This is a genomic window from Streptomyces sp. NPDC036764, from assembly GCF_055609385.1.
The window spans coordinates 1,347,320-1,372,320 of record NZ_JBVJPT010000001.1; the positions used below are offsets into that span (position 1 = coordinate 1,347,320).

Genomic DNA, 25,001 nt, shown 5'->3' on the forward strand with positions numbered 1-25,001 from the left:
TACCCGTACCGATTCCGTCTTCGTACGGACCCGCCGCTCCCGTGAACGGACGGCAGGCAGCCCGCCGCGATGCCCCATTGCGCCATGTGATCCCGTTTCTCCGACATCCCGGACACGCCGACGTCGACGACGCCGCGTGGCGCCGCCCGCCACCACAGGCTTCGGCGGGCACGGCGTAGGTCAGCCTGAGCGGGCGGACGGGCGCCCACCACTCGTGGGCGCCGGTCGGAGCAGTCCGGACTCACCCGGACGCGCGTCCGCCCCGTGCCCGGATCGAGAACCCGGGCACGGGGCGGAGGGGGTCAGGTCCTAGGCGGATGCCTCCGAGCGGTCACCGCCCCACAGCGTGTGGAACGAGCCGTCCCGGTCGGTGCGCCGGTAGGTGTGCGCGCCGAAGAAGTCGCGCTGCCCCTGCGTGAGCGCCGCCGGCAGCCGCTCGGCGCGCAGCGCGTCGTAGTACGCGAGGGCCGCGGCGAAGCCCGGCGTGGGCACACCCTGCCGGGTGGCGGCGATCAGCACCTCACGCCAGTCGTCCTGCGCGGCCGCGATCTCCTGCGCGAACGTGTCGTCCGACAGCAGGCTCGGCAGGTCGGCGCGGGCGTCGTAGGCGGCGCGGATGCGGTCCAGGAAGGCCGCGCGGATGATGCAGCCGCCACGCCAGATGGCCGAGACCGCGCCCAGGTCGATGTCCCAGTCGTACTCGCCGCGCGCCGCGTCGATCTCGTGGAAGCCCTGCGTGTACGACACGATCTTCGACGCGTACAGCGCCTGCTCGACCCGGTCGGCGAAGGCGGCCGCCTCGGACTCGCCGAGCGGCGTCGCCTTCGGACCGGCCAGCCCGCGCGAGGCCTCGCGCAGCGCCGCGTGCCCGGACAGGGAGCGGGCGAAGACCGCCTCGGCGATGCCGGACACCGGCACACCCAGGTCGAGCGCGATCTGCACGGTCCACCGCCCCGTGCCCTTCTGCTCGGCCTGGTCGACCACCACGTCGACGAACGGCTTGCCCGTCGCCGCGTCCACGTGCGACAGCACCTCGGCCGTGATCTCGATCAGGTAGGAGTCGAGCCGGCCCTGGTTCCAGGTCCGGAAGATCTCCGCGATCTGCGCGGGCTCGTACCCGGCGACATCCCGCAGGAGCTGGTACGCCTCGCCGATGAGCTGCATGTCGGCGTACTCGATGCCGTTGTGCACCATCTTCACGAAGTGACCCGCGCCGTCCGGACCGACGTGCGTCACGCACGGCGCGCCGTCCTTCGCCTTCGCGGAGATCTTCTCCAGCATCGGGCCCAGCGAGTCGTACGACTCCTTCGGGCCGCCGGGCATGATGCTCGGCCCGTGCAGCGCGCCCTCCTCGCCGCCGGAGACGCCCATGCCCACGAAGTGGATGCCCTGCTCGCGCAGGTCCCGCTCACGGCGGCGGGTGTCGGCGAAGTGCGCGTTGCCGCCGTCGATGATCATGTCGCCGGGCTCCAGCAGCGGCGCGAACTCCTGGATCACCGCGTCGGTCGGCTCACCGGCCTTCACCATGATCACCAGTCGCCGCGGGCGCTCCAGCGCCGCCACGAACTCCTTGGCGGTCTCGGCCGCGATGAACTCGCCCTCGCTCCCGAACTCCGACACCAGCGCCCGCGTGCGCGCGGGCGTCCGGTTGTGCACCGCGACCGTGTAGCCGTTGCGGGCGAAGTTCCGGGCGAGGTTGCGGCCCATGACCGCGAGACCCGTGACGCCGATCTGCGCCGAAGTGCTCATGCGTTGGCTCCTAGTGACCTCGATATAACAGCGGTGCCGGTCATGCCCGCCAGTATTGCCCCATCGTCCATCCTGACGTGCTGGTACTCCGAGCGCACATCCGGGGTGGCGTGATGTCGCAGGCACATACGCACGAAACGCCCCGGCGCACTCAGCCGTCCCGGGTGTCGGACAACGTGCGCCCTTTCCGCGCCACTTGGCGTACACGGGCGGCTGATTTTCCGTCTTGTCATGGCCTGTTCGCAGCGCTTACTTTTGCCCCTCCTGACGCACGTCAATGGGGGGCTCCTTCATGGCCGTACGCGGCCGGCACCGCCGGTACCAGCCGAACAGGATCAACCGCGCCTCACTCACCGTCACCGCGGGCGGCGCCGGGATGGCGCTCCCCCTCATCGGCACCGGCGTCGCGCACGCGGCCGACGTGGACACCTGGAACAAGGTCGCCGCGTGCGAGTCGACCAGCAGGTGGCACGTCAACACCGGCAACGGCTTCTACGGCGGACTCCAGTTCGCCCAGTCGACGTGGGAGGCCTACGGCGGCACGCGGTACGCGGCGCGCGCGGATCTGGCCACCAAGGACCAGCAGATAGCGGTGGCGGAGAAGGTGCTGGACGGGCAGGGGCCCGGCGCCTGGCCGCTCTGCTCGGTACGGGCCGGGCTGACCCGGGGCGGGGACACCCCCGAGATCCAGCCGGCCGGTACCACGAAGAAGACGCCGAAGAAGACCCCGAAGACCTCCGTCCATGACGTCCAGCCGCAGACCACGCCCCAGTCACGGGCGGGCAAGGCCGAGATGTACACCGTCGTGCGCGGCGACACCCTCTCGGAGATCGCCGAGTCGCAGGAGGTCAAGGGCGGTTGGCGGGGCCTGTACGCCGCGAACCGCAAGGCCATCGGGGCCGACCCCGACCTGATCCTGCCGGGGCAGCGGCTCGCCGTGCGCGGCAAGGCCGCCACGGCCACGGAGCCGGCGCCCACCACCAAGTCCGCGCCGAAGAAGACCTCGTCCGAGCCGCAGGAGCAGGCCACGACGAGCTCCCGTTCGCTGGTCGCCCCGGTGAGTGCGGCCACGGGCACGCCGTACCGCAAGGCGGGGGCCTCCTGGTCGAAGGGGTACCACACAGGCGTCGACTTCGCCGTGCCGACCGGCACGTCCGTGAGGTCCGTCGGGTCCGGGCAGGTCGTGAGCGCGGGGTGGGAGGGCTCTTTCGGCTACCAGGTGGTGATCCGGCACGCCGACGGCCGCTATTCCCAGTACGCCCATCTCTCGGCGATCTCCGTGAAGGACGGGCAGTCGGTCGGGGCGGGGCAGCGCATCGGCCGGTCCGGGTCCACGGGCAACAGCACGGGCCCGCACCTGCACTTCGAGGTGCGGACCGGGCCCGGCTTCGGCTCCGACGTCGATCCGGTGGCGTACCTCCGGGCCGGTGGCGTCAGGATTTGACGCGCATCCGGTGCCGGTCCAGGACCGGCAGCGGGACGTACGGGCCGCCGTAGAAGGGGCCGTAGAGGTTCGGGGTCTCGTGGCTGTCGGGTTGTGCCGGCTCCGGCTCCTCGTACGGCCCCTGCGCGACCTGCGCCGGGATGAGGATGCCCTCGATGCCGTCCGGGACGAGGACCTCCTCGTGGAGCTCCTCGCGCGGCACCGCCACGGCCCGCTCCGCAAGCGTGTCGAGCAGCTCGGCGGCGGGGACCGCGTCCAGGTCCCGTCCGGTGGGCGTCGCCTCGGCCGGCACGGTCTCCGGGACCGCCGTCTCGGCCTCGGTGCGGGCGATGCGCTCCGTCGTCAGCAGGATCAGGCCGCCCGCGGCCACCACACCGCAGCCGAGGGCGAGCACGGTGCCGGTGGTGCCGTAGCGGAAGGTTTCGCCGAACATCGTGATGCCGACCGCGGCCGCCACCACCGGGTTCACGACCGTCAGCGTGGCCAGCGGCGCCGCGAGGCCCGCGCCCCGGTAGGCGGCCTGCGACAGCAGCAGTCCGGCCGTGGCGAAGACGCCTATCGTCGCCAGGGCGGGCACGTCCGCCGCCGACACCCCGCCGTTCCAGTCCACGGCGACGATCTTCGTGAACACCGAGGACATGCCGAAGGCTATGCCGGACGCGGTCGCGAGCAGCATGCTGCGCACCGCCGGGTGCCGGTGGGCCGCGCGGCCCGCGACCATCAGCGCCGCCACCATCCCGCCGGTGACCAGGGCCACGGCCACCCGCTCCGCGGTGTCCAGCGACTGCGACTCCGAGGCGCCGACCAGGGACAGCAGCCCGGCGAGCCCGACCGTCGCCATGATGGCGCCGCGCCAGGCCGTCGACCCGGCCTTGCGACCCACGAAGAGCGCCGCCATCGGCAGCGCGAACACGATCGTCAGGGCACCCAGCGGCTGCACCAGACTCAGCGGACCGAAAGCCAGCGCCACCACGTGCAGCAGACCACCGAGGCCGTTCAGCCCGACCGCCGCCCACCAGCCCGGCCGGCGCATCGGCGCGAACTGCTGCCCCGGCGAGGACACCGCGACACGCTCCTGCACGATCGCCCCGCCCGCATAAGCGACTGCGGAGACGAGCGACAGGAGCACGGACAACGCGAGGGCGCTCATCTGCAGCTCCTCTGCGTGAGGCAAGGGCGTGAACCCCGGCGCGGCGAACGGTCGGCTTTCATAATCAACACGATGCCTCGAAAAGCTCTTCCCGTCGTCGTACCAGAGCACGCACTGTGTCGTACTGCCGATGGAGTACTACGGCGCCGGACTCATCCCCAAGAGGGGTGACCCGGGGCGGAGACCCCCAGGTGAAGACCCCGACACCCCCTGGTACTACTGCTCTTCGTGGACCTCGACCCCCATCTCGCAGCGCTCGGGCCGCTCGGCGGCTTCTTCGTCCTACACGCGACCGGGGAAGCTCTTCGGCCAACCTCGACGCTGGCGCAGGCGTACGCGCGGCCGGCCTCCACAGAAGACCAGGATCCTCTTGCCTTCCGGGTCCGGAAAGTCGGGCACGCCCTGCGCGCCCCCGAGCCGCGCATCGCCGCCTCCGTGGCCCAGCAGGGCCTCGCCGCCCGGCTGTGGTCGGTCACCCTCGGCTGCGCCGCCCTCTACGACGCCGTCCCCGACCTCGACCCGCGCCTGCTGCACTGGGACCCCGACGGCAGCGCCCCCGACGACCTGTGGCTGCCCGACGTGCGCCCACGCCCCGCCGACGCGGCGAGTGTGGCCGACGTCGTCCTGCACGGCCACCTCGAACCCCTGGGCGCCGCCCTGCGCTCGCGGTACCGCGTCGCCGACGGCCTGCTGTGGGGCAACGCGGGGTCCGCGCTCGCGGGCGCGGCCCGGCAACTGGACCAGTGGGCGCGTGCCCACGGCCGTGCGGACATCGCCGCACGCTCCCGCGCCCTGACCGTCGGGCTGTTCGCCCACCCCCTCCTCGCCGGCACCGGAACGCTCACCGAGGCCGGGTTCAAACGGCGTAGCTGCTGCCTCTACTACCGGGTGCCGGGCGGCGGCGTGTGCGGTGACTGTTGCTTCACACGAGCCCCGCGCTCTTCCCCACGCGCCCCATCTGGGTGACCATGAAAGGGCAACCAGCCGCTGAGAACAGGGGGTTCCGGGTGCGAGTGGGACTGCTGACCCGGGAGTACCCGCCGGACGTGTACGGCGGCGCGGGTGTCCATGTCGAGTTCCTCGCCCGGGAGTTGCGGGATCTCGTCGACCTTGAGGTGCACTGCTGGGGCGAGGGCCGCGCGGTCGGCGTGCTGCGCCACCGGCCCTGGTCCGCCCTCGACACCAGCAACGACGCGCTGCGCACCTTCTCGGTGGACCTCGCCATGGCCGCCGGCCTCCAAGGCCGCGAACTCGTCCACTCCCACACCTGGTACGCCAACCTCGGCGGCCATCTCGCCAAGCTGCTGTACGGCATCCCGCACGTGATGACCGCCCACTCCCTGGAGCCCCTGCGCCCCTGGAAGGCCGAGCAACTCGGCGGCGGATATGCCCTGTCGAGCTGGGCCGAGCGCACCGCGATCGAGGCCGCCGACGCGGTGATCGCGGTCTCCGGGGCCATGCGCGAGGACATCCTCGGCTGCTATCCGGCGCTCGATCCGGAGCGGGTCCACGTCGTGCACAACGGCATCGACACCACCCTGTACCGGCCCGACCGCCGCACCGACGTCCTCACCCGCTTCGGCGTCGACGCCGGGCGCCCGTACGTGCTGTTCGTCGGCCGCATCACCCGCCAGAAGGGCGTGCCCCACCTGCTGCGCGCGATCCGGCACATCGACCCGGCCGCCCAGGTCGTGCTGTGCGCCGGCGCGCCCGACACCCCCGAGATCGACCAGGAGTTCCGCGACCTGTACCAGGAGCTGAGCCGGGTCCGCGAGGGTGTGCACTGGATCCCGCAGATGCTGCCCCGCCCGGAAGTGATCCAACTCCTCACGCACGCCGCCGTGTTCGTCTGCCCCTCGGTGTACGAACCGCTCGGCATCGTCAACCTGGAGGCGATGGCCTGCGGAACCCCCGTGGTGGCCTCCGAGGTCGGCGGCATCCCCGAGGTCGTCGACGACGGCAAGACCGGACTGCTCGTCCCGCTGGACGACGACTTCGAGGCGGGTCTCGCGCACGCGCTGGACTCGGTCATCGGCGACCCGGAGGCGGCCCGGCGGATGGGGGAGGCCGGACGGGAACGCGCGCTCGGGGAGTTCGGCTGGGACGCGGTGGCACGGCGGACGGCGGGGCTCTACCGGGAGATCCTCAAACAGGCTTAGTGCGCGCTGCCCGGGGGCAGGCTGGCATCAACCACGGTGAGGGGAGCGGCCATGCGTCGTGGCGGACCTTCGGTGCTCGGAATCGTACTCGCGGGCGGAGAAGGCAAACGCCTGATGCCCCTGACCGCAGACCGCGCGAAACCAGCGGTCACCTTCGGCGGAACGTACCGCCTCGTCGACTTCGTCCTGTCCAACCTCGTCAACGCCGACATCCTGCGCATCTGCGTCCTCACGCAGTACAAGTCGCACTCCCTGGACCGGCACATCACCACGACCTGGCGGATGTCCAGCCTGCTCGGCAACTACGTCACCCCGGTCCCCGCCCAGCAGCGCCTCGGCCCGCGCTGGTACCTCGGCAGCGCGGACGCCATCCTCCAGTCCCTGAACCTCGTCCACGACGAACGCCCCGAGTACGTCGCGGTGTTCGGCGCCGACCACGTGTACCGCATGGACCCGCGCCAGATGCTCGCCCAGCACATCGAGGGCGGCGCGGGCGTCACGGTGGCGGGCATACGTGTGCCGCGCGTGGAGTCGTCGTCGTTCGGCGTGATCAGCCCCGGCTCGGACGGGCAGAGCGTGGACCGCTTCCTGGAGAAGCCCGCCGACCCGCCCGGACTCCCGGACGACCCGGAGTGCGTCTACGCCTCGATGGGCAACTACATCTTCACCACCAAGACCCTCGTCGAGGCGCTCCAGCGGGACGCCGAGGACGAGAACTCCGTGCACGACATGGGCGGTTCGATCCTGCCCCAGCTCACCGGCCGGGGCGAGGCCCAGCTCTACGACTTCAGCGCCAACCACGTCCCCGGCGAGACCAACCGCGACCGCGGCTACTGGCGGGACGTCGGCACCCTGGACGCGTACTACGACGCCCATATGGACCTGATCGCCGAGCGCCCCGCCTTCAACCTCTTCAACCGGAGCTGGCCCATCTACACCCACTCGGGCCAGCTCTCCCCGGCGCGCTTCAACGCGGGCGGCATGGCCAGCGAGTCGATCATCAGTGCCGGGTGCCTGATCCGCGGGCAGGTCACGCGGTCCGTGCTGTCGCCGGGGGTGGTCGTCGACCCGGGGGCGGTGGTGCAGGGAGCGGTGCTCCACGACAACGTGCGCATCGGGCGGGGCGCGGTGGTCAGGGGCGCGGTGCTCGACAAGAACGTCGACGTGCCCCCGGGCGCGACGATCGGCGTGAATCCGGGGCGGGACGCCGACCTCTACACCGTTTCCAAGGGCGGCGTGATCGCGCTGGGCAAGGGGCAGCAGGTCTCGTAACCGGCGCCCGGACCCGCCGGACACGGCAGCGCGCTCGGGCGCGACATCGCCCTCCACCGGCGTCGGTCATGGACACGACGGATGGTCCCGCGGTGAGTCCTCCCGGGTGACGTACTCGGGATGCCCGGTGCCGCTACCCGTGGTGAAGTGACCTCATATGCACCATGAGTCCCGCCCCTTTCGCGAGGGGCGGGACTTAATCTGTCGTTAACTGAGCGTAGCTTGATCGTACTTGACTGTAATCGCCAGAGGGCGATTGACTGCTGGCCCACCCCTTCGTCGACGCGAGGCACGCCATTGACTTCCGACCTGCTCGCACCCCTCGACCTGGCGTTCTGGAACATCGAGTCAGCGGAACATCCCATGCACCTGGGTGCGCTCGGGGTCTTCGCGGCGCACTCGCCGACCGCCGGTGCTCACGCGGCCGACCTGCTCGCCGCGCGGGCCGCTGCCGTGCCGGGGCTGCGGATGCGCATCCGGGACGCCTGGCAGCCGCGCGGCCTGCTACAGCCGTTCTCCTTCGGCGGCGCCGCCCGTGAGAGCGCGCCGGATTTCGACCCGCTCGACCACGTCCGGCTGCACGCCCCGACCGCCGACTTCCAGGCGGTGGCGGGCCGGCTCATGGAGCGCCCGCTGGAGCGCGGCCGGCCGCCGTGGGAGGCGCATGTGCTGCCGGGGGAGGACGGCGTGTCCTTCGCGGTGCTGTTCAAGTTCCACCACGCCCTGGCCGACGGACTGCGGGCGCTGACGCTCGCCGCCGCCGTCCTGGACCCGATGGACCTGCCCGCGCGCAAGCCCCGCCCCGAGGAGCCCTCCAGCCGCCGGCTGCCCGATGTGCGCAGGCTGCCGGGGCTGGTGCGTGGCGCCCTGTCCGACGTCGGCCGGGCCCTGGACATCGGCGCCTCCGTCGCCGTGTCGACGCTGGCGGCGCGCTCGTCGTCCGCGCTGACCGCCGAGCCGAGCGGCACCCGCCGTACCGCCGGGGTCGTCGTCGACATCGACGACGTGCACGTGATCCGCAAGGCCGTCGGCGGCACTGTCAACGACGTCACCATCGCGGTCGTCGCCGGCGCCCTGCGCCGCTGGCTCGACGAGCGCGGCGACGGCAGCGAGGGCGTGGCGCCGCGCGCCCTGATCCCCGTCTCCAAGCGCCGCCCGCGCACCGCGCACCCACAGGGCAACCGGCTCTCCGGCTACTTGATACGGCTCCCGGTGGACGATGCCGAGCCGCTGCGCCGCCTGGCCACGGTGCGCGCCTCCATGGACCGCAACAAGGACGCGGGTCCCAACCGGGGCGCGGGCGCCGTCGCGCTGCTCGCCGACCACGTCCCGGCGCTCGGTCACCGGCTCGGCGGACCGCTGGTCGGCGGGGCCGCCCGGCTCTGGTTCGACATCCTCGTCACCAGCGTGCCGCTGCCCGGCATCGCCCTGAAGCTCGGCGGCCACGCCGTCACCGAGGTCTACCCCTTCGCCCCGCTGGCCCGCGGCCAGTCCCTGGCGGTGGCGATCTCGACGTACCGCGGACGGGTTCACTACGGACTCGTCGCCGACGCCGAGGCCGTACCCGACCTCGATGTGCTCGCGCGGGCCCTGTCCGAGGAGGTGGCCGGACTGATCACCGCCTGCGCTCCCTGAGCCCCTGTTTTCCAGGCTGATTCGCCGGATTTTGGTGGAGAGGCCCGGCGCTCCGTAGAATTCCGCGTTCGAAAGCGGGCGCGACCGGAGCGCCGCGGGTGATCAGGGAACGGCAGCGGCGATGACGGTGACAGAGGACGGCGCGACGGCGACCACGGCGGACGTCGTGCACGAGCCCGGTGAGGAGGTCGTGTACGGCCCCGGCATCGACCCCGAGCGGCTCGCCCTGTGCTTGAGCGTGCTGGAGGAGCTCGACAGGCTGGAGGTCGACCACCCAGACGCGATCGCCGTGCGCCGGGCCACCGCCGGCATCTACCGCACCGTCAAGCAGCGCCGCCGCCAGGAGCGCCGGGCCGCCAAGACCGCCCATGACAAGGCGGTCACGGAGGCCACGGCGACCGGCTCCGCCCAGCGCATCGACGACGAGACCGAGGGCCTCCTGCCGTCGTCGGCGACGGAGGAGGGCCGGATCGCCGGGATACTCCAGCGCCCGCGCTCCTGCTACACCTGCAAGACCCGGTACGTGGAAGTCGACTACTTCTACCACCAGCTCTGTCCCGACTGCGCCCGCCTGAACCGCGACAAGCGCGACGCCCGCGCCGACCTCACCGGCAAGCGCGCCCTGCTCACCGGCGGCCGCGCCAAGATCGGCATGTACATCGCACTCAGGCTGCTGCGCGACGGCGCGCACACCACGATCACCACGCGCTTCCCCAAGGACGCCATCCGCCGCTTCAAGGCCATGGACGACTCGGCGGACTGGATACACCGTCTGGAGGTCGTCGGCATCGACCTGCGCGACCCGGCCCAGGCCGTGGCCCTCGCGGAGCAGGTCACCGAGGCGGGCCCGCTCGACATCCTCGTGAACAACGCGACCCAGACCGTACGCCGGCTGCCCTCGGCCTACGCCGCCCTGGTCGACGGCGAGAGCGCCCCGCTGCCCGCCGGGGAACTCCCCGCCCACCACGTCATCGGCGCCTTCAACTCCGGCGCGGTCGACGGCATCGCCGCGCTGCCGCTGGGCACCAGCGGCCTCGACGCCCAGAAGGTCGCCGACCTCGCCCTGGTCGCGGGCAACGCCAGCGTCGCCCGGCACCTCGACGGCACCGCCATCGACGCGGGCGGCCTCGTGCCCGACGTCGTCGAGTCCAACACCTGGGTGCAGACCATCGACCAGATCTCCCCGGTGGAGCTGCTGGAGACCCAGCTCTGCAACTACACCTCTCCCTTCATCCTGATCAGCGCGCTGCGCCCGGCCATGGCCGACGCCGCGAAGAAAGCCGCGAGCGGGCGCGCCTACGTCGTGAACGTCTCCGCGATGGAGGGCGTCTTCGGCCGCGGCTACAAGGGCGCGGGGCATCCGAACACCAACGCCGCCAAGGCCGCGATGAACATGGTCACGCGCACCAGTGCCCAGGAGATGTTCCAGACCGACGGCATCCTCATGACCTCGGTCGACACCGGCTGGATCACCGACGAACGCCCTCACTACGACAAGCTCCGCCTCGCCGAGGAGGGCTTCCACGCGCCGCTGGACCTGGTGGACGGGGCGGCGCGGGTGTACGACCCGATCGTGCGCGGCGAGGCGGGGGACGATGTGTACGGAGTCTTTCTGAAGGACTACGCGCCGGGGAAGTGGTAGCGGGGGAGTGGCGCGCCGCGGTCAGCCGCGGCTGGTGCGCGGCTGGTCGCGCAGTTCCCCGCGCCCTGGGTCGGCTCGTGTGCCCGGAGTCGTTCGTGGACCGTGTATGCGGTGGTCGTCCCGGCGGAGCGCACCCGTGTGCCGCCGTCCACGAGCAGATCAGCCCCGGTGATCCACTCCGCCGCGTCCGACGCCAGCCACACCACCGCGCGGGCCACGTCCTCCGGCTCCCCGATCCGGGCGAGCGGTAGCCCGGCGGCCACCTCCTCCTCGCCCGGCTCCCACACGAAGCGGGCCATCTCGGTGCGGATCAGTCCGGGCGAGACGGAGTTGACCCGCACTTTCGGGCCCAGTTCGCCGGCGAGCTGCCCGGTCAGATGCAGGAGGGCCGCCTTGCTCGTGCCGTAGGCCCCGATGCGGGGGCCGACATGGGCGGCGCCCTCCGTGCAGATGTTGACCACCGAGCCGCCGTGTTCGCCCATCCAGGCGTGCCAGGCGCACTGCACGAGCCGCAGCGGCGCCTCGACGTTCACCGTGAACGCCTCGCGCCAGGCGAGTGGATCGACGTCCATGAGGGGGCCGTACGGCAGGTTCGTCGCCGCGTTGTTCACGATCACGTCGATCCGGCCGAACTCGCGCAGGGCGACGTCCACCACCGCGCCCGCATGATCGGCGTCGGCCATGCTCCCGGCCACCCCGACGCCGCCCAGCTCGGCGGCCGTCCGCCGGACCTCCTCCGCGTCCCGCGCGGTCACGCAGACCAGCGCCCCGGCGGCGGCCAGTTGCCGGGCGACGGCGTGGCCGATGCCGCGCGTGGCGCCGGTGACGATGGCGGCCCTGCCCTGGAAACGGTACGGCTGCGTCATCGCCGTACCGTCTCATGACGGGTCGTCAGTTGGCAGCCCCGAGCGGCGAGTGCCTGGACGCCACCAGCTCCAGGACCGCCCGCCAGTCCTCCAGTACCCCGGCGTCGAACTCCGCGCTGCGGCCCTCCTCGTCGGCCTGGTGCAGGCGCAGCAGGTCGTCGTCGGCCACGTCGCGGGCCCGCCAGTGCTCGCGCACGAGGTGGGAGACCCGCTCGCCGAGAAGGGGCCGCACCGCGTCCGCCGCGCAGTCGGCGTGACGGGTGACGTCGCCCGGGCGCAGCAGCGGGCCGATGGCATGAACGAGCCCCGCGACCTGGAGTTCCTTGTCGGCGGGGCGGACGCGGCGCAGCAGGGCGGCCGTCTGGAGTGCGTGTTGGTGGAGATCGACTCGGGTGCTTCCGAGGCCCGGGGAGTCCCGGGTGCCCCGGCAGGCGTACAGCAGATCCATCAGCTCTTCGACACTGCGCAGCTCCATGCGTCAGTCCTCCCGCCGGACAAGCCGTTGCCGTCCGTCAGCAGATCATGGCCGCCTTGCGAATCGGCCAACGGGACTTGAACTGCGCTGCGTCCATCGGCCCCGGGCCGGGCGGCGACGCGTCGTTGAGCCGATCGGGTGACTTGTAAACAGCACATTACGTAAGAAAACAACGGATAGCGGGCAGATGAAAACCAGTCGACTCCGGATAGTTACAGGTTGTTTGCAGCCCCATCGAGCGGGCGCCCGCTCATTTGGTTAATCTGTAGCGGACGGACAGCAACACAGGGTCCCAACCCACACCCATGGTCCGTCCCGGGACAAGCCGGTGCACAACGGCCTGCTCTCACGCCAGTTATCCGGCGCCACCGCGTCCGAGTCGACTTTGAGTAAGACCCGAGCGGGCGTCAGGTGCCGGACCGCAGACTGGCCGGCCCGCCCCGAGGGTGATCCGACACAGAAGGAGTGCGCGGTGACACCTGAGAAGACGAATCGCGAGCAGCGCCCCAAGGAACGCACGGAGCGCGCGGGCCGCAGGTCCAAGGAGCTCGGCAGTCTCGACGTGTGGGCCAGGTCCGCCCCCATTCGCCTGGCGGGGTACGAGGACGACCTCGCCGAGCCCCACATCCTGCCCAGCGTCGACTGACCTGGCGGAACCCCTTCGCGATCGCCGACGGCATGGGCGTGCGAAACTCGCGCCCATGCTGATCAGAGAAGCCGCGGCCGACGACTGGCCGCGGATTTGGCCTTTCTGGCACCGGATCGTCGCCGCCGGCGAGACCTACGCATGGGATCCGGACACCTCTGAGGACGCCGCCCGGGCCCTGTGGATGGGTCCCGCCAAACGCGTCTATGTCGTCGAGGACGACACCGGATCCATCGTCGCCTCCGCCTACGTCACCGCCAACTACGGCGGCCCCGCCGCCGGGATCGCCAACGCCGGCTTCATGGTCGACCCCGAGCAGGGCGGCCGCGGCATCGGCCGCGCCCTGGCCGAGCACATCCTGGCCGTGGCCCGGGCCGACGGCTACCGGGGCATGGTGTTCAACGCCGTCGTCGAGACCAACCCGGCCGTAGGCCTGTGGACCTCCCTCGGCTTCACGATCCTCGGCACCGTCCCGGACGCGTACGACCATCCCCGGCACGGCCGGGTAGGGCTGCACATCATGTACCGCGCGCTCTAGCGGACCCTCCAGGCTACCTCCAAGCCCTCTCTATTTGCCTAAAAGCTTTAGGCAGATGCATACTCGATTTCGGTATGCGAGAGGATGGTTATGGCGCGCGTAGGGCTGACCACGGAACGTCTGGTCCGGGCCGGGGCGGAGCTCGCCGACGAGATCGGATTCGAGCAGGTGACCGCGTCGGAGCTCGCCCGGCGCTTCGACGTCAAGGTCGCGAGTCTGTACTCGCATGTGAAGAACTCCCAGGACCTCAAGACGCGTATCGCCCTGTTCGCGCTTGAGGAGCTGGCCGACCTGGCCGCCGACGCCGTGGCAGGGCGGGCGGGCAAGGACGCCCTGGTCGCCTTCGCGAACGTCTACCGCGACTACGGGCTCCAACACCCCGGCCGCGCCGCCGCCGCGCGCATGACCCTCGACCCCGAGACGGCCGCGGCGAGCGCCGGCGTCCGGCACGCGCAGATGACCCGCGCCATCCTGCGCGGCTACGACCTGACCGAGCCGGACGCGACCCACGCCGTACGGCTGCTGGGCAGCGTCTTCCACGGCTACGCCAGCCTGGAGCTCGCGGGCGGCTTCAGCCACAGCGCGCCCGACTCCGAGGAGACCTGGCACCGGATCCTCGACGCCCTGGACGCCGTGCTGCGCAACTGGCCCACCGAGCCCACCCCTTGACCGACAGGCTGAAGGACATGGACACCGAGCACGACTGGATCACCACGACCGTCACCGCCGACCTGCTGCGCGGTGCCCTCGACGTCGAGCGGACCGACCACGGCCTGCTGCCGCACCGGCTGCCCGCCCGGGCGCGTGCCCAGAACACCGACGGGCAGCTCGCCATGGCCGAGTCGCAGCCCTCCGGCGTACGGCTGGCCTTCCGAACCCGCGCCACCGCCGTCGAACTGGACACGCTGCCCACCAAGCGCAGCTATGTCGGCACCCCGCCCCGTCCGGACGGCCTGTACGACCTGATCGTCGACGGCCGCCCCGCCGGGCAGGGCAGCGTCACCGACGGCAATGTCCTGATCATCGACATGACGGCCGGAACCACCGAGCGCCGGCCCGGCCGTCCCGGCACGGTCCGGTTCGCCGGGTTGCCCGCCCGGGACAAGGACGTCGAGATCTGGCTGCCGCACAACGAGACCACCGAACTGATCGCCCTGCGCACCGACGCCCCCGTCGAGCCGGCCCGCGACACGGGCCGCAGGGTGTGGCTGCACCACGGCAGTTCGATCAGCCACGGCTCCGACGCCGCCAGCCCCACCGGCATCTGGCCGGCGCTCGCCGCCTCACTCGGGGGCGTGGAGCTGATCAATCTGGGGCTGGGCGGCAGCGCCCTGCTCGATCCGTTCACCGCCCGCACCCTGCGCGACACCCCCGCCGACTTCATCAGCGTCAAGATCGGCATCAATCTCGTCAACCTGGACCTGATGCGGCTGCGCGCCTTCGGTCCCGCGGTCCACGGCTTCCTCGACACCATCCGGGAAGGGCACCCGACGACCCCACTGCTGGTCGTGTCGCCCATCCTGTGCCCGATCCACGAGGACACACCCGGCCCCGCCGCACCGGACTTCAGCGGCCTCGGCCGAGGCCAACTGCGGTTCGTGGCCATGGGCGACCCGGCGGAAGAGGCGAGCGGGAAGCTGACGCTGCGCGTCATCCGGGACGAGTTGTCCCGCATCGTGAGGCAGCGGGTGGCCGACGACCCGAACCTGCACTACCTCGACGGCCGCGAGCTGTACGGCGAGGCCGACTCGGCCGAGCTGCCGCTGCCCGACGACCTGCACCCCGACGCCGCCACCCATCGTCGTATGGGCGAACGCTTCGCACGGCTCGCGTTCACCGCCGAAGGGCCGTTCGCGGAGCCGGGCCAGGGCAGGTCCGCCTAGGGTCCGCACGGCGGACGGCCGCACCCGGTCGGAGGTTCAGCCGGACGCCGGCCGCAGGGCGTCGGAGATGGACTTGGCGCCGCCGTGTGCGGTGAAGCCGCCGTCGACGGGGATCTCGGCGCCGGTGATGAAGGATGCGTCGTCGGAGAGGAGGAAGACCACCAGCGGGGTGATCTCGTCGACGGTGCCGGTACGGGCCAGCGGCGTCTCGCGGATGTTCGCCTCGCGGAAGGCGGGCGCGGCGGAAGCGGTCATCTCGGTCTCGATGAAGCCGGGATGGACGGTGTTCACACGGATTCCCCGCGGGCCCAGCTCGACACAGGCCGCCTTCGACAGGCCGCGCAGCGCCCACTTGCTGGCCGTGTACGCGACCGGGTAGTGCCCGGTGAGCCCGGCGGCCGAGCCGACGTTGACGATCGACGAGCCCGGCGGCATCAACGGGGCCAGATGCTGGATGCCCAGCAGCGGGCCGGTGACGTTGACCGCGTGGACGCGGGCGAAGTCCTCGGGCGTGACCTCGTCGAGCCGCGCGCGCCAGGTGATGCCGGCGTTGTTGACCAGGCCGTGGACCTCTCCGTACCGGCGGCGCAGCTCTTCCGCGAGCGCCGCCCACTCCTCCGCGTCGGTGACGTCCAGGCGCAGACAGCCCGGAGCCTCGGTCACATCGGTGCCGACGACCACCGCCCCCGCCCGGGTCAGCGCCTCGGCCTCGGCCGCGCCCTGCCCGCGCGCGGCTCCGGTGACGACGACGACCTTGCCGTCCAGCCTGTTCACGGCCCCGCGGTTCACGGGCGCAGCCTCGGGCGCTTGCGGGCCCGGGGGACCGGTACCGGTCCGGCGCCGGGCACCACGGTGTTGGAGACGGTGCCGATGCCCTCGACGGTGAGGGTGACGGTGTCGCCGGGCTTCAGCGGCGGCGGGTCCTGCCGGCCGCGTACGCCCCACAGCTCGGCCAGGCAGCCGCCGTTGCCGCAGGTGCCGGAGCCGAGGACGTCGCCGGGACGGACGTATGTGCCGCGCGAGGCGTAGGCGACCATCTCCTCGAAGGTCCAGCTCATGTTGGACAGCAGGTCCTCGCCGACCACCTCGCCGTTCACCGACGCGGTCAGCGCCAGCCGCAGGAAACCGTCGCCGTCCCGGTACGGCTCCAGCTCGTCGGCGGTGACCAGGTACGGGCCGAGGGTGGCGGCGGTGTCCTTGCCCTTGCAGGGGCCCAACCCCACCCTCATCTCCGCGGATTGGAGGTCGCGGGCGGACCAGTCGTTGAAGATCGTGTAGCCGATGATGTGGTCGCGGGCCTGAAGGGGTGTGAGGTCGCGGCCCTCGATGCCGATGACGGCGGCGACTTCGAGTTCGAAGTCCAGGACCGAGGAGCCGGGCGGCACGGGCACGTCGTCGTGCGCGCCGATGACGGCGTACGGATTGGTGAAGTAGAAGGTCGGCGCGTCGTACCAGGCGTCGGGAACCCCGGCCGCGTTGTCGACGCTGCGCCGTACGCCCTCGACGTGCTCCTCGAAGGTGACGAAGTCCCGTACGGACGGCGGCTGCAGAGGCGGCAGCAGCCGCGCCTGCGAGACGTGCGGGCCGTCCGGCACGTCCCGTGCGGCGTTGCCCGCCTCTCGTAGGGCCGCGGGGCCTGCGCGGAGCAGGTCGAGCAGCGAGGCACGGCCGGGGACGGGACGGAGGGTGCCGTCGTCGTCGACGGTGGCGACGCTGTGGCGGCCGTGGTGTTCGTACGTGGCGAAGCGCATGGCGATCCTGGGGTGCGGCGTAGGAGTGGACCGGGGGTGCGGGGGGAGTCAGGCACGGGTTGTTCCGCGCCCCCGGTGTCGAGGGGGATCAGACCGGCGGTGCGACGAAGACGCCGCGGTCGACGTCGTTGAAGGACTCCTTGGCGACCAGCTCGTTCATCGGGTTCGCCGTGCCCCACTGGTCGGTGACCTCGGGCTGGGAGAAGTCGTAGACATGCGGATGCCAGGTGTCCTCGTCGAGTTCCTCCAGCTCCGTCGTGTACTCGACGGTGTTGCCGTGCGGATCGAGGAAGTACGTGAAGGTGTTGTCACCCGCCATGTGCCGGCCCGGTCCCCAGATCTTGCGGGCGCCGGAGCGCATCACGCGCCCCGAGCCTCGCATGTACTCGTCCAGGCCGCGCAGCTCGAACGAGACGTGGTGCAGGGAGGCGTACGGGCCCTTGGAGATGGCCATCGAGTGGTGCCGGCTGCTGATCCGCATGAAGTGCATGACCTCGCCCATGTGCGGGGAGCTGAGAGTGTCGGACAGCCGGAAGCCGAGGTGGCGCTCGTACCAGGCGCGGGTGGCGTCCAGGTCGGGGGAGTTGAGGACGACGTGCGAGAGGCGGACCGGGATGGCCTCCTTCTCCTCGATACGCCGGTGCTGCCGGGTCTCGACGTCCGCCGAGACCTCGATGGTGCGGCCGTCGCCGTCGAAGAAGCGGAAGCCGTAGCCGCCGCCGGGGGTGTCGACCTTGCCCGGCTGCGAGATCAGCCGCACGCCGTCCGCGAGGAGTCGCTCGGCGAGCGTGTCCACGTCGGTGGCCGACGCGGCGCCGTAGGACACGAGGTCGAGCCGCTTCTCGTCCGCCTTGCGGAGCCGGATGACGTAATTCTCGGGGCTGCCCTCGGCGGCCAGGAAGGAGATGCCCGAGTCCTCGGCGACCTTGGTCAGGCCCCAGACTCCGGCGTAGAAGTCGAGCTGCTTGTCGTAGTCGGGCACGGCGAGGTCGACGTGCCGCAGGTGGGTGAGCAGGCGGTTGGACAGAGGGCTGGGGAGGTCGTTGGTCATGTGGGGGCTCCTCAGAACAGGCGCAGCAGCGCTGCCGCGTTGCCGCCGCGTACGGCGTGGAAGTGGGGGTCGGGCAGGTCCGTGGCGGCGCGCAGCGCGCCGACGGGATCCACGGTGCCCATGTCGAAGGGAAAGTCCGAACCGAGCAGGACCCGGTCTGGGCCGGCCACCCTGATCAGTTCGCGCAGGACGTGCGGGTCGTGGACGAGCGAGTCGAAGTACAGCCGCTTGAGGTAGCTGCTCGGCTCGGCCGCACAGCCCCGTGCGTCCGGTCTGGCCCGCCAGGCGTGGTCGGAGCGGCCGATGTGGGTGGGCAGATAGCCGCCGCCGTGCGCGGCGATCACCTTCAGGCCGGGGTGGCGGTCCAGCACCCCGGAGAAGATGAGGTGGGAGAGCGCGACGGCGTTCTCGGTGGGCTGGCCGACCGTGTTGGACAGGTACCAGCGGTCCAGGCGCTCGTCGAGCGTGCAGCCGAAGGGGTGCAGGAAGAGCACCGCGCCGGTTGTCTCGGCGAGCGCCCAGAACGTGTCGTAGGCCGGGTCCGAGAGCTCGCGCCCTGGTGCGTGGCTGGAGATCTCCACTCCGCGCAGGCCCAGGCCGAGGGCGTGGTCGAGGGCCTTGACGGCGAGGTCCGGGTGCTGGAGCGGGACGAGGCCCAGTCCGTGCAGCCGGTCGGGGGCCTGGGCGACGTGGGCGGCGGTGCCGGTGTTGGCCAGCTCCCACACCGTGCGGGCCAGGTCCTCGTCGGCCCAGTAGTGGTAGTGCGACGGGGAAGGCGAGACCAGTTGGACGTCGACACCGGAGGCGTCCATCGCGGTGAGCCGGGCCTTGACGTCGGTAAGGAGAGGGATGCGGTCGCGGACCATCGGGCCGTTGACGGCGAGCGCCTCGGGGCCGTTGCGACGGGCATCCAGACTGCGGGCGGCGGCCAGCCCGGGGTGCCCGGCGACGGCCTCCTCGACCTGCGGGAGCAGGACGTGCGCGTGGACGTCGATGGTGGGGATGGCTGCGGTCTCTGGGGTCGCCAGGGTGTCCGGGGTCGTCACGGGGTCTCCTTCAGGACCGACATCGTGCGGCCGATCAGGCCGGGCACGTCGGCGTCACGGACGCCGTCGAGCTGCCACTGGCCGAGTTGCATCGAGGCTTCGACGACCATGCGGACACGGCCGATGCGGCGCTCGTGGTAGCGCTTCAGCGGGTCGTCGAGGGAGTCCCACGACTCCTCCGCGCTCAGCAGTTCGGCCAGTACGGAGGCGTCCTCCAGCGACATGGCCGCGCCCTGCGCGAGGGTGGGCGGGCAGGCGTGGGCGGCGTCGCCGACCAGCACGACCCGGCCGCGGTGCCAGGGCCCCTCGACGAGCAGCCGGTCGAACCAGGTGTAGTTGACCTCCGCAGGGTCGGTGATGCTCGCGGCGATCTCGGGCCAGGCGCCGCCGTACGGGGCCGCCAGGCGCCGCATCTCGTCCGCGTACGAGGCCGGGTCGATCGAGGCGCGGTCGCGGCTGGCCTCGACGAGATAGGCGTAGATGGTGTTCTCGCTGGTGGGGCAGTAGCCGGCGATGTAGCAGGGCCCGCCGTAGGCCAGGTCCGTGCGCTCCACGCCCGCCGGGCGGGGTGCGGCGACGCGCCAGATGGCCATGCCGGTCGGCTCGGGCTTCTCGCCGATGCCGATCATCGCGCGGGTCTGGGAGTTGAGACCGTCGGCGGCGACGACGAGGTCGTAGCGGCCCTCGGTGCCGTCGCTGAAGCGGGCGGTGACGCCCGTGTCGTCCTGGACCAGCTCGTCGGCGGTGGTGCCGAGGCGGATCGTCGCGCCACTGACCCGGACCGCCTCGCACAGGATCTCCTGGAGCCGGGGCCGCTGCATGCCGATGGTCGCGGGCAGGTCCTCGCCGCCGGTACGGATGTCCTGCTGGACGTGGAACACGTGGCCGTCGGGCGTGGCCAGGCCCACCGAGTCGAAGGCGTAGCCGCTCTCCCGGACCTTGTCCCACACGCCCAGCTCGCGCAGTACGCGCAGCGCGTTGCCCTGGAGGGTGATGCCGGAGCCGAGGACGTTCCAGTCGGGCTTGGCCTCGATCAGGTCGACGGTGATGCCCGCTCGCCGCAGCAGCACGGTCACGGCGTTGCCGGAGGCGCCGCCGCCTATGACGAGGACGGTGCGGGGGCGGGGGCCGGGGTCGGTCATGGGGTCTCCCTGCGGTGGAGCCGCGCGACTTCGAGCGGCGGGGGCAGTGGTGCGGGCCGGATGGATGTGGCTGTCGGGGCGGCCCACTTGGCCGGTCCGGGGTGTTACTTGACGGCGATCGGGTTCACGGGGGAGCCGACGGCTCCGGTGATCGGCAGCGGAGCGGCGGTGAGCCAGAACTCGTACCGCCCGTCGGCCGCGCAGTGCTCGGCCAGGGCGTCGAGGTCCCACATCTCGCCTATGAGCAGGCCAATGTTGGGGATGGCGACCTGGTGCAGCGGCTGGAAGGCGTTCTCGAACTCGTTGGGCCGGACCTCGAAACCCCAGGTGTCGGTGGCGATCCCGGCGATCTCGCTGCGGTGCAGCCAGCCGGCGGTGGTGAAACTCAGCCCGGGTGAGGGGCCGCCCGCGTACTCGCCCCAGCCTTCGCGTTTGGCGCGGGCCAGCCGTCCGGTGCGGACGAGGACGAGGTCGCCGCGGCCGACGGTGACGCCGTGTGCCTCGGCAGTGGCGGTCAGGTGCTCCTCGGTGATGGCGAAACCGTCGGGCAGTTCGCCGTTCCGGCCGACGACCAGGCCCACGTCGAGGAGGACGCCCCGCCCGGCCACGTACGGCGCCATGTGCTCGATGCCGGTGACGAGGTCGCCGTCGGAGGTGACGACCTTCTCGGCGGCCCGCCCGTTCCATGCCTTGCCGTGGTCGAAGATGTGGCCGAGGCCGTCCCACTGGGTGGAGCACTGCAGCGGCATCGCGATCACGTCGTCGGCGCCGCCGATGCCGTGCGGGAAACCCTGGTTGCCCAAGGCCGCGTCGGTGCCGGTGTCGAGCATGGTGTGCACCGGGTTCGTACGCCGCCGCCAGCCCTTCTGCGGGCCGTTCATGTCGAAGCGCTGGGAGAGCGAGAAGCTGACGCCGTCGCGGACGAGTGCCGCGCCCTCGCGGCGCTTTACGGCGTCCAGGAAGTTGAGCGTGCCGAGGACGTCGTCCTCGCCCCAACGGCCCCAATTGGAGTACGCCTTGGCGGCCTCGGCTATCGCACCCTCGGCGTCCTTCGCGTCAGGCACAGTGGTAGCGCGGTCGCTCACGGCGCCTCCTCAGCGACGCAGTGGGTGCGCTGGGCTCCGAGCCCTGTGACGGATCCGTCCATCACGTCACCGTCGCGCAGCAGTCGGCCCCAGTGCATGCCGTTCCCGGCCGGGCTGCCGGTCAACACCAGGTCGCCGGGCAGGAGTTGGGCGCTCTGGGAGATGTACGAGACCAGCCGCGCCACGCCGAAGATCATGTCCTTGGTGGACTCGTCCTGCATGGTGTCGCCGTTGAGCTTCAGGGTGACCCGCAGGTCGGACGGGTCGGCGATGGACCCGGCCGGGACGATCCAGGGGCCGAGCGGGGTGAAGCCGGGAGCGTTCTTGCAGCGCAGCCAGTCGGTGCCGATGGCGGGCATGTCCCGGCGGAAGACGGTGGCCCGGTCGGTGAGGTCGTTGGCGATCGTGTAGCCGGCGACGTGTTCGAGGGCGTCTTCCACCGTGACCCGGTGGGCGGGGCGGGAGATCACCGCGGCCAGCTCCAGCTCCCAGTCGGGCTTCTTGGCCCAGGAGGGCAGTACGACGTCGTCGTAGGGGCCGGTGATCGTGGTCGGCAGGCCGATGAAGACGTACGGGAGGTCCTCGGCGGCCCGCTTGTCCATGATCGCCGCGATCTCGGCGCGGGCCTCCTCGACGGTGCGCGGATCGTCCTTCGCGCGGTGCGCGACCTCCAGGTCGATCACGTGCTGCCGGTAGTTGGCGCCGGACTGGAAGATCTGCCGGGGCTCGACGGGCGCGTGCACGGACAGGTCGTCCAGCGGCAGCCAGTCACCGGCCGGATCGCCCGCGAGGCCGTGCAGGCGCGGCAGTTCCTCGTCCCAGTGCTCCAGGAGAGCGAGGGCGGTCAGGGCGGGATCGTCCAGTGCCGCGCGCAGGTCGAGCACGCGGCCGTCCGGCACCACGAGGGCGGGGAACGCGGCGCCGCCCGGAGCGGAGAGAGTGCCGATGGCGAACGGGCCGGCGAAGAGGGGCGCCGACGTGGCTTCGGCTGCGGCTGCGGATTTCACGGAGATGTCCTCCCGATTGCGGTGCCACCAATCTGGCCCGTAAATTGCGATCGGGGAAATCGATTCCTTGGATGCTCTGGATCCAGGCGACAAATACCTGGGCCACGGCCTCCTCCTCCGTACAGGGATTTCGCGTGAACCTGGCCAGCCTGGACCTCAACCTCGTCGTCGCCCTGCGTGCCCTCCTGGAGGAGCGCAACGTCACCAACGCGGGACGGCGCATCGGGCTCAGCCAGCCCGCCATGAGCGCCGCCCTGGCCCGGCTGCGCCGCCACTTCGACGACGACCTGCTCACCCGGGTCGGCGGACGCTACGAGCTGACCGCCCTCGGCCTGGCCCTCCTCGACCGCACCGCCACCGCCTGCGACCTGCTCGAACGCGTCTTCACCAGCCAGGCGGTGTTCGCCCCCGCCCATGAGGAGCACGAGTTCACCCTGCTCGCCTCCGACTACGCGGTGGCCGTCTTCGGCGCCGAACTCGCCCGCGTCGTCCACACCGAGGCGCCGGGGATCCGGCTGCGCTTCAAACAGCCCCCGACGGACATCACCGAGAACACGGGGGCGCTGCTGAGCACGGCCGACGGGCTGCTGCTGCCGCACGGCATCATCGGCGACTTTCCCGCCGTGGAGCTCTACCGGGACCGCTGGGTCTACCTCGTCGCCGACGACAACCCCGAGGTCGGCGAGCAGCTCACCCTCGACGACCTGGCCCGGCTCCCGTGGGTGACGTACCAGCGCACGTATGACGCCCCCGCCGCCCGGCAGATCGGCATGCTCGGTATCGAGCCACGCGTCGAAGTGTCCGTCGACAGCTTCCAGTTGATGCCCCTCCTGGTCGCGGGCACCCGCCGGGTCGCCCTGATCCAGGGGCATCTCGCCGACCGGCTGGACGGACTCGTCCCCGTACGGGTCATGGAACCGCCCTACGACGCCGTGCCGCTCCGGGAAGCCCTGTGGTGGCACCCGGTGCACACGCACGACGCGGCGCACATCTGGCTGCGGGAGACGGCGGCACGGGTCGCCGAGACCATCCACGGCAAGGATGATCGCGATCCGGGAGATCGATCGGGCAGAGGCTAGGCAGGGCTGGGTCGCTCACTCATAGTCGACCCCAGTTCCTCCGCACGCTCCTCTCCTCGGGGTGTCTGTTCCCTGATGGCGTGCCGCCCCTCCCCAACCTCGCCACGTGGAGTTCCCGCATGCCCGCTTCCGTGCCTCCGCCCCCGCCCGCCTACACGGAACCAGTGCCGCCATCCGGTGCGATCCTTCCGACGTCCGGTGCCGCGCACCGGCTGCGCGTCGCTCTCCTCATGGCCGGCAGTTGTCTGCCGATCCTCGGGGCCGTCCTGATCGCGCCCGTGCTGCCCAAGATGCAGGACCACTTCGCCGACGTGCCCGGCGCAGACGCACTGGTCCCGATGGCCCTCACCGTCCCGGCCCTGTCGCTGGGCCTGCTGGCACCCTTCGCGGGCGTCATCGTCGACCGGCTCGGCCGCAAGCGCCTGCTGATCGTCGCGACCGTCTTGTACGCGGCCTTCGGCACCGCCCCGCTGTGGCTGGAGTCGCTGGGTGCCATCGTGGCCGGCCGCGCCCTGGTCGGTATCGCCGAGGCCGCCATCATGACCTGCTGCACCACGCTGATCGGCGACTACTACAGCGGCCGGGTGCGGGACCGCTACCTGGCCCTCCAGACCATGTGCGCCTCCGCCTCCGCGACCGCCTTCTTCGTCATCGGCGGTGCGGCGGGGTCGGCCGGCTGGCGGACCCCGTTCTGGATCTACGCCGTCAGTCTGCTCATCGCCCCGCTCATGGCCATCGGGCTGCCGAAGCCGACGGCGGTCACGACGGTCACCCCGGACATCGCGGTCGCCCCGAAGCGCCCGTTCCCCTTCCGGCGGTTGGCCGGGATCTGCGGACTCACCGTGTTCGGGGCCCTCGTCTTCTACACCGTCCCGGTGGAGATGTCCTACCTGCTGGACGACCTCGGAGTGACGGCGACCAGCGTGATCGGGCTTGCCACGGCCATCGCCAGCGCCGCCACCGTGGCCGGCGCGATCACCTTCACCAAGCTGCGCGGAGCCCCGGCGCCCCGACTGCCACTCGTCTTCGCGCTGTGCGCGGCCGGGTTCGCGGTGATGTGGCTCGCGGACAGCGCGCCGCTGCTGATCGCCGGCGCCGTACTCAACTGCCTCGGCACCGGTCTCCTGCTGCCTTCCCTGCTCACCATCGCCATGTCCAGGCTGGACTTCGCCGACCGCGGCCGTGGCACCGGCCTGTGGACCGCGTCCTTCTTCATCGGCCAGTTCATCTGCCCGCTGGTCCTGATCGCGGCCGAATCCGCCCTCGGCACCCTGGCCGCCGCCGTCGGCCTGCTCGGCCTCGCCTCGGCCGTCGTCGCGGCAGGCCTCTTCCTGACCGCGCGACGCAGGGCCGCGGCCGTCGCACCGTTGGCCCTGTAGCG

General features: G+C 71.6%; 23 protein-coding genes. 12 read left to right on the forward strand and 11 right to left on the reverse strand.

What is annotated here, in order from left to right; translation table 11 throughout:
- Positions 1 to 309: 309 nt before the first annotated feature.
- Entirely contained in the window at positions 310 to 1,749 is a 1,440-nt protein-coding gene (gndA, locus tag ACZ69Q_RS05850) for an NADP-dependent phosphogluconate dehydrogenase (protein WP_471036916.1), read from the reverse strand.
- 292 nt (positions 1,750 to 2,041) lie between these two features.
- Here gndA and ACZ69Q_RS05855 point away from each other — a divergent pair, with 292 nt between their 5' ends.
- Positions 2,042 to 3,193 (forward strand): transglycosylase family protein, encoded by a 1,152-nt coding sequence (locus ACZ69Q_RS05855; protein ID WP_471036918.1) that lies wholly within the window; start codon positions 2,042 to 2,044, stop codon positions 3,191 to 3,193.
- On the opposite strand, the gene ACZ69Q_RS05860 is transcribed toward ACZ69Q_RS05855, so the two are convergent.
- Entirely contained in the window at positions 3,183 to 4,343 is a 1,161-nt protein-coding gene (locus ACZ69Q_RS05860) for a DMT family transporter (RefSeq protein ID WP_471036920.1), read from the reverse strand. The two genes, ACZ69Q_RS05855 and ACZ69Q_RS05860, sit on opposite strands and share 11 nt — an antisense overlap.
- Positions 4,344 to 4,571: 228 nt before the next feature.
- Here ACZ69Q_RS05860 and ACZ69Q_RS05865 point away from each other — a divergent pair, with 228 nt between their 5' ends.
- From ACZ69Q_RS05865 to ACZ69Q_RS05885, 5 genes are all read left to right on the forward strand, one after another.
- Positions 4,572 to 5,309: a (2Fe-2S)-binding protein gene (locus ACZ69Q_RS05865; protein WP_471036922.1), complete on the forward strand. Its 738-nt coding sequence runs from the start codon at positions 4,572 to 4,574 to the stop codon at positions 5,307 to 5,309.
- A 41-nt stretch (positions 5,310 to 5,350) separates the two neighbouring features.
- Positions 5,351 to 6,502 carry a glycogen synthase gene (glgA, locus tag ACZ69Q_RS05870; protein WP_471036924.1) on the forward strand — a complete coding sequence of 384 codons (1,152 nt, stop codon included), beginning with the start codon at positions 5,351 to 5,353 and terminating at the stop codon, positions 6,500 to 6,502.
- Positions 6,503 to 6,553: 51 nt separating this feature from the next.
- Positions 6,554 to 7,774 carry a glucose-1-phosphate adenylyltransferase gene (glgC, locus tag ACZ69Q_RS05875; protein WP_471036928.1) on the forward strand — a complete coding sequence of 407 codons (1,221 nt, stop codon included), beginning with the start codon at positions 6,554 to 6,556 and terminating at the stop codon, positions 7,772 to 7,774.
- 297 nt (positions 7,775 to 8,071) lie between these two features.
- A complete protein-coding gene (locus tag ACZ69Q_RS05880) occupies positions 8,072 to 9,409 on the forward strand; it encodes a wax ester/triacylglycerol synthase family O-acyltransferase (RefSeq protein ID WP_471036931.1) in 1,338 nt (445 codons plus the stop codon).
- 121 nt (positions 9,410 to 9,530) lie between these two features.
- Entirely contained in the window at positions 9,531 to 11,051 is a 1,521-nt protein-coding gene (locus ACZ69Q_RS05885) for an SDR family NAD(P)-dependent oxidoreductase (protein WP_471036934.1), read from the forward strand.
- Here ACZ69Q_RS05885 and ACZ69Q_RS05890 read toward each other — a convergent pair.
- Positions 11,030 to 11,917: an SDR family oxidoreductase gene (locus ACZ69Q_RS05890; RefSeq protein ID WP_471036938.1), complete on the reverse strand. Its 888-nt coding sequence runs from the start codon at positions 11,915 to 11,917 to the stop codon at positions 11,030 to 11,032. The genes ACZ69Q_RS05885 and ACZ69Q_RS05890 overlap by 22 nt on opposite strands.
- Before the next feature lie 25 nt (positions 11,918 to 11,942).
- Positions 11,943 to 12,392 (reverse strand): hypothetical protein, encoded by a 450-nt coding sequence (locus ACZ69Q_RS05895; protein ID WP_471036941.1) that lies wholly within the window; start codon positions 12,390 to 12,392, stop codon positions 11,943 to 11,945.
- A gap of 472 nt (positions 12,393 to 12,864) precedes the next feature.
- On the opposite strand from ACZ69Q_RS05895, the gene ACZ69Q_RS05900 reads away from it, so the two are divergent.
- The 4 genes from ACZ69Q_RS05900 (at position 12,865) to ACZ69Q_RS05915 (ending at position 15,459) form a co-directional block, all read left to right on the forward strand.
- Positions 12,865 to 13,038 (forward strand): hypothetical protein, encoded by a 174-nt coding sequence (locus tag ACZ69Q_RS05900; protein ID WP_269639534.1) that lies wholly within the window; start codon positions 12,865 to 12,867, stop codon positions 13,036 to 13,038.
- Between the two features lie 55 nt (positions 13,039 to 13,093).
- Positions 13,094 to 13,576 carry a GNAT family N-acetyltransferase gene (locus ACZ69Q_RS05905; protein ID WP_471036947.1) on the forward strand — a complete coding sequence of 161 codons (483 nt, stop codon included), beginning with the start codon at positions 13,094 to 13,096 and terminating at the stop codon, positions 13,574 to 13,576.
- A gap of 90 nt (positions 13,577 to 13,666) precedes the next feature.
- On the forward strand, positions 13,667 to 14,245 hold the full coding sequence (locus tag ACZ69Q_RS05910) for a TetR/AcrR family transcriptional regulator (protein ID WP_471036949.1): 579 nt from the start codon (positions 13,667 to 13,669) through the stop codon (positions 14,243 to 14,245).
- A 17-nt stretch (positions 14,246 to 14,262) separates the two neighbouring features.
- Positions 14,263 to 15,459, forward strand: a complete 1,197-nt coding sequence (locus tag ACZ69Q_RS05915; RefSeq protein ID WP_471036952.1) for a GDSL-type esterase/lipase family protein — start codon at positions 14,263 to 14,265, stop codon at positions 15,457 to 15,459.
- A 36-nt stretch (positions 15,460 to 15,495) separates the two neighbouring features.
- Here ACZ69Q_RS05915 and ACZ69Q_RS05920 read toward each other — a convergent pair whose 3' ends face one another.
- From ACZ69Q_RS05920 to ACZ69Q_RS05950, 7 genes are all read right to left on the reverse strand, one after another.
- Positions 15,496 to 16,248, reverse strand: a complete 753-nt coding sequence (locus ACZ69Q_RS05920; protein ID WP_471036954.1) for an SDR family NAD(P)-dependent oxidoreductase — start codon at positions 16,246 to 16,248, stop codon at positions 15,496 to 15,498.
- Entirely contained in the window at positions 16,245 to 17,210 is a 966-nt protein-coding gene (locus ACZ69Q_RS05925; protein WP_471036955.1) for a fumarylacetoacetate hydrolase family protein, read from the reverse strand. The genes ACZ69Q_RS05920 and ACZ69Q_RS05925 overlap by 4 nt, the downstream gene beginning before the upstream one ends.
- Positions 17,211 to 17,298: 88 nt before the next feature.
- Positions 17,299 to 18,261 (reverse strand): VOC family protein, encoded by a 963-nt coding sequence (locus tag ACZ69Q_RS05930; protein ID WP_471036956.1) that lies wholly within the window; start codon positions 18,259 to 18,261, stop codon positions 17,299 to 17,301.
- 11 nt (positions 18,262 to 18,272) lie between these two features.
- Positions 18,273 to 19,307 (reverse strand): amidohydrolase family protein, encoded by a 1,035-nt coding sequence (locus ACZ69Q_RS05935; RefSeq protein WP_471036960.1) that lies wholly within the window; start codon positions 19,305 to 19,307, stop codon positions 18,273 to 18,275.
- Positions 19,304 to 20,449 carry an FAD-dependent oxidoreductase gene (locus ACZ69Q_RS05940; protein ID WP_471036963.1) on the reverse strand — a complete coding sequence of 382 codons (1,146 nt, stop codon included), beginning with the start codon at positions 20,447 to 20,449 and terminating at the stop codon, positions 19,304 to 19,306. Before ACZ69Q_RS05940 ends, ACZ69Q_RS05935 begins: the two co-directional genes overlap by 4 nt.
- A gap of 104 nt (positions 20,450 to 20,553) precedes the next feature.
- Positions 20,554 to 21,534, reverse strand: coding sequence for a cyclase family protein (locus tag ACZ69Q_RS05945; protein WP_471036966.1), 981 nt, complete (start codon positions 21,532 to 21,534; stop codon positions 20,554 to 20,556).
- A complete protein-coding gene (locus ACZ69Q_RS05950) occupies positions 21,531 to 22,541 on the reverse strand; it encodes a fumarylacetoacetate hydrolase family protein (protein WP_471036969.1) in 1,011 nt (336 codons plus the stop codon). The genes ACZ69Q_RS05945 and ACZ69Q_RS05950 overlap by 4 nt, the downstream gene beginning before the upstream one ends.
- Before the next feature lie 134 nt (positions 22,542 to 22,675).
- Here ACZ69Q_RS05950 and ACZ69Q_RS05955 point away from each other — a divergent pair, with 134 nt between their 5' ends.
- Together ACZ69Q_RS05955 and ACZ69Q_RS05960 are read left to right on the forward strand one after the other, a co-directional pair.
- Entirely contained in the window at positions 22,676 to 23,620 is a 945-nt protein-coding gene (locus ACZ69Q_RS05955) for a LysR family transcriptional regulator (protein ID WP_471036973.1), read from the forward strand.
- Positions 23,621 to 23,739: 119 nt separating this feature from the next.
- Entirely contained in the window at positions 23,740 to 24,999 is a 1,260-nt protein-coding gene (locus ACZ69Q_RS05960) for an MFS transporter (RefSeq protein WP_471036976.1), read from the forward strand.
- The last annotated feature ends 2 nt before the right edge of the window (positions 25,000 to 25,001 follow it).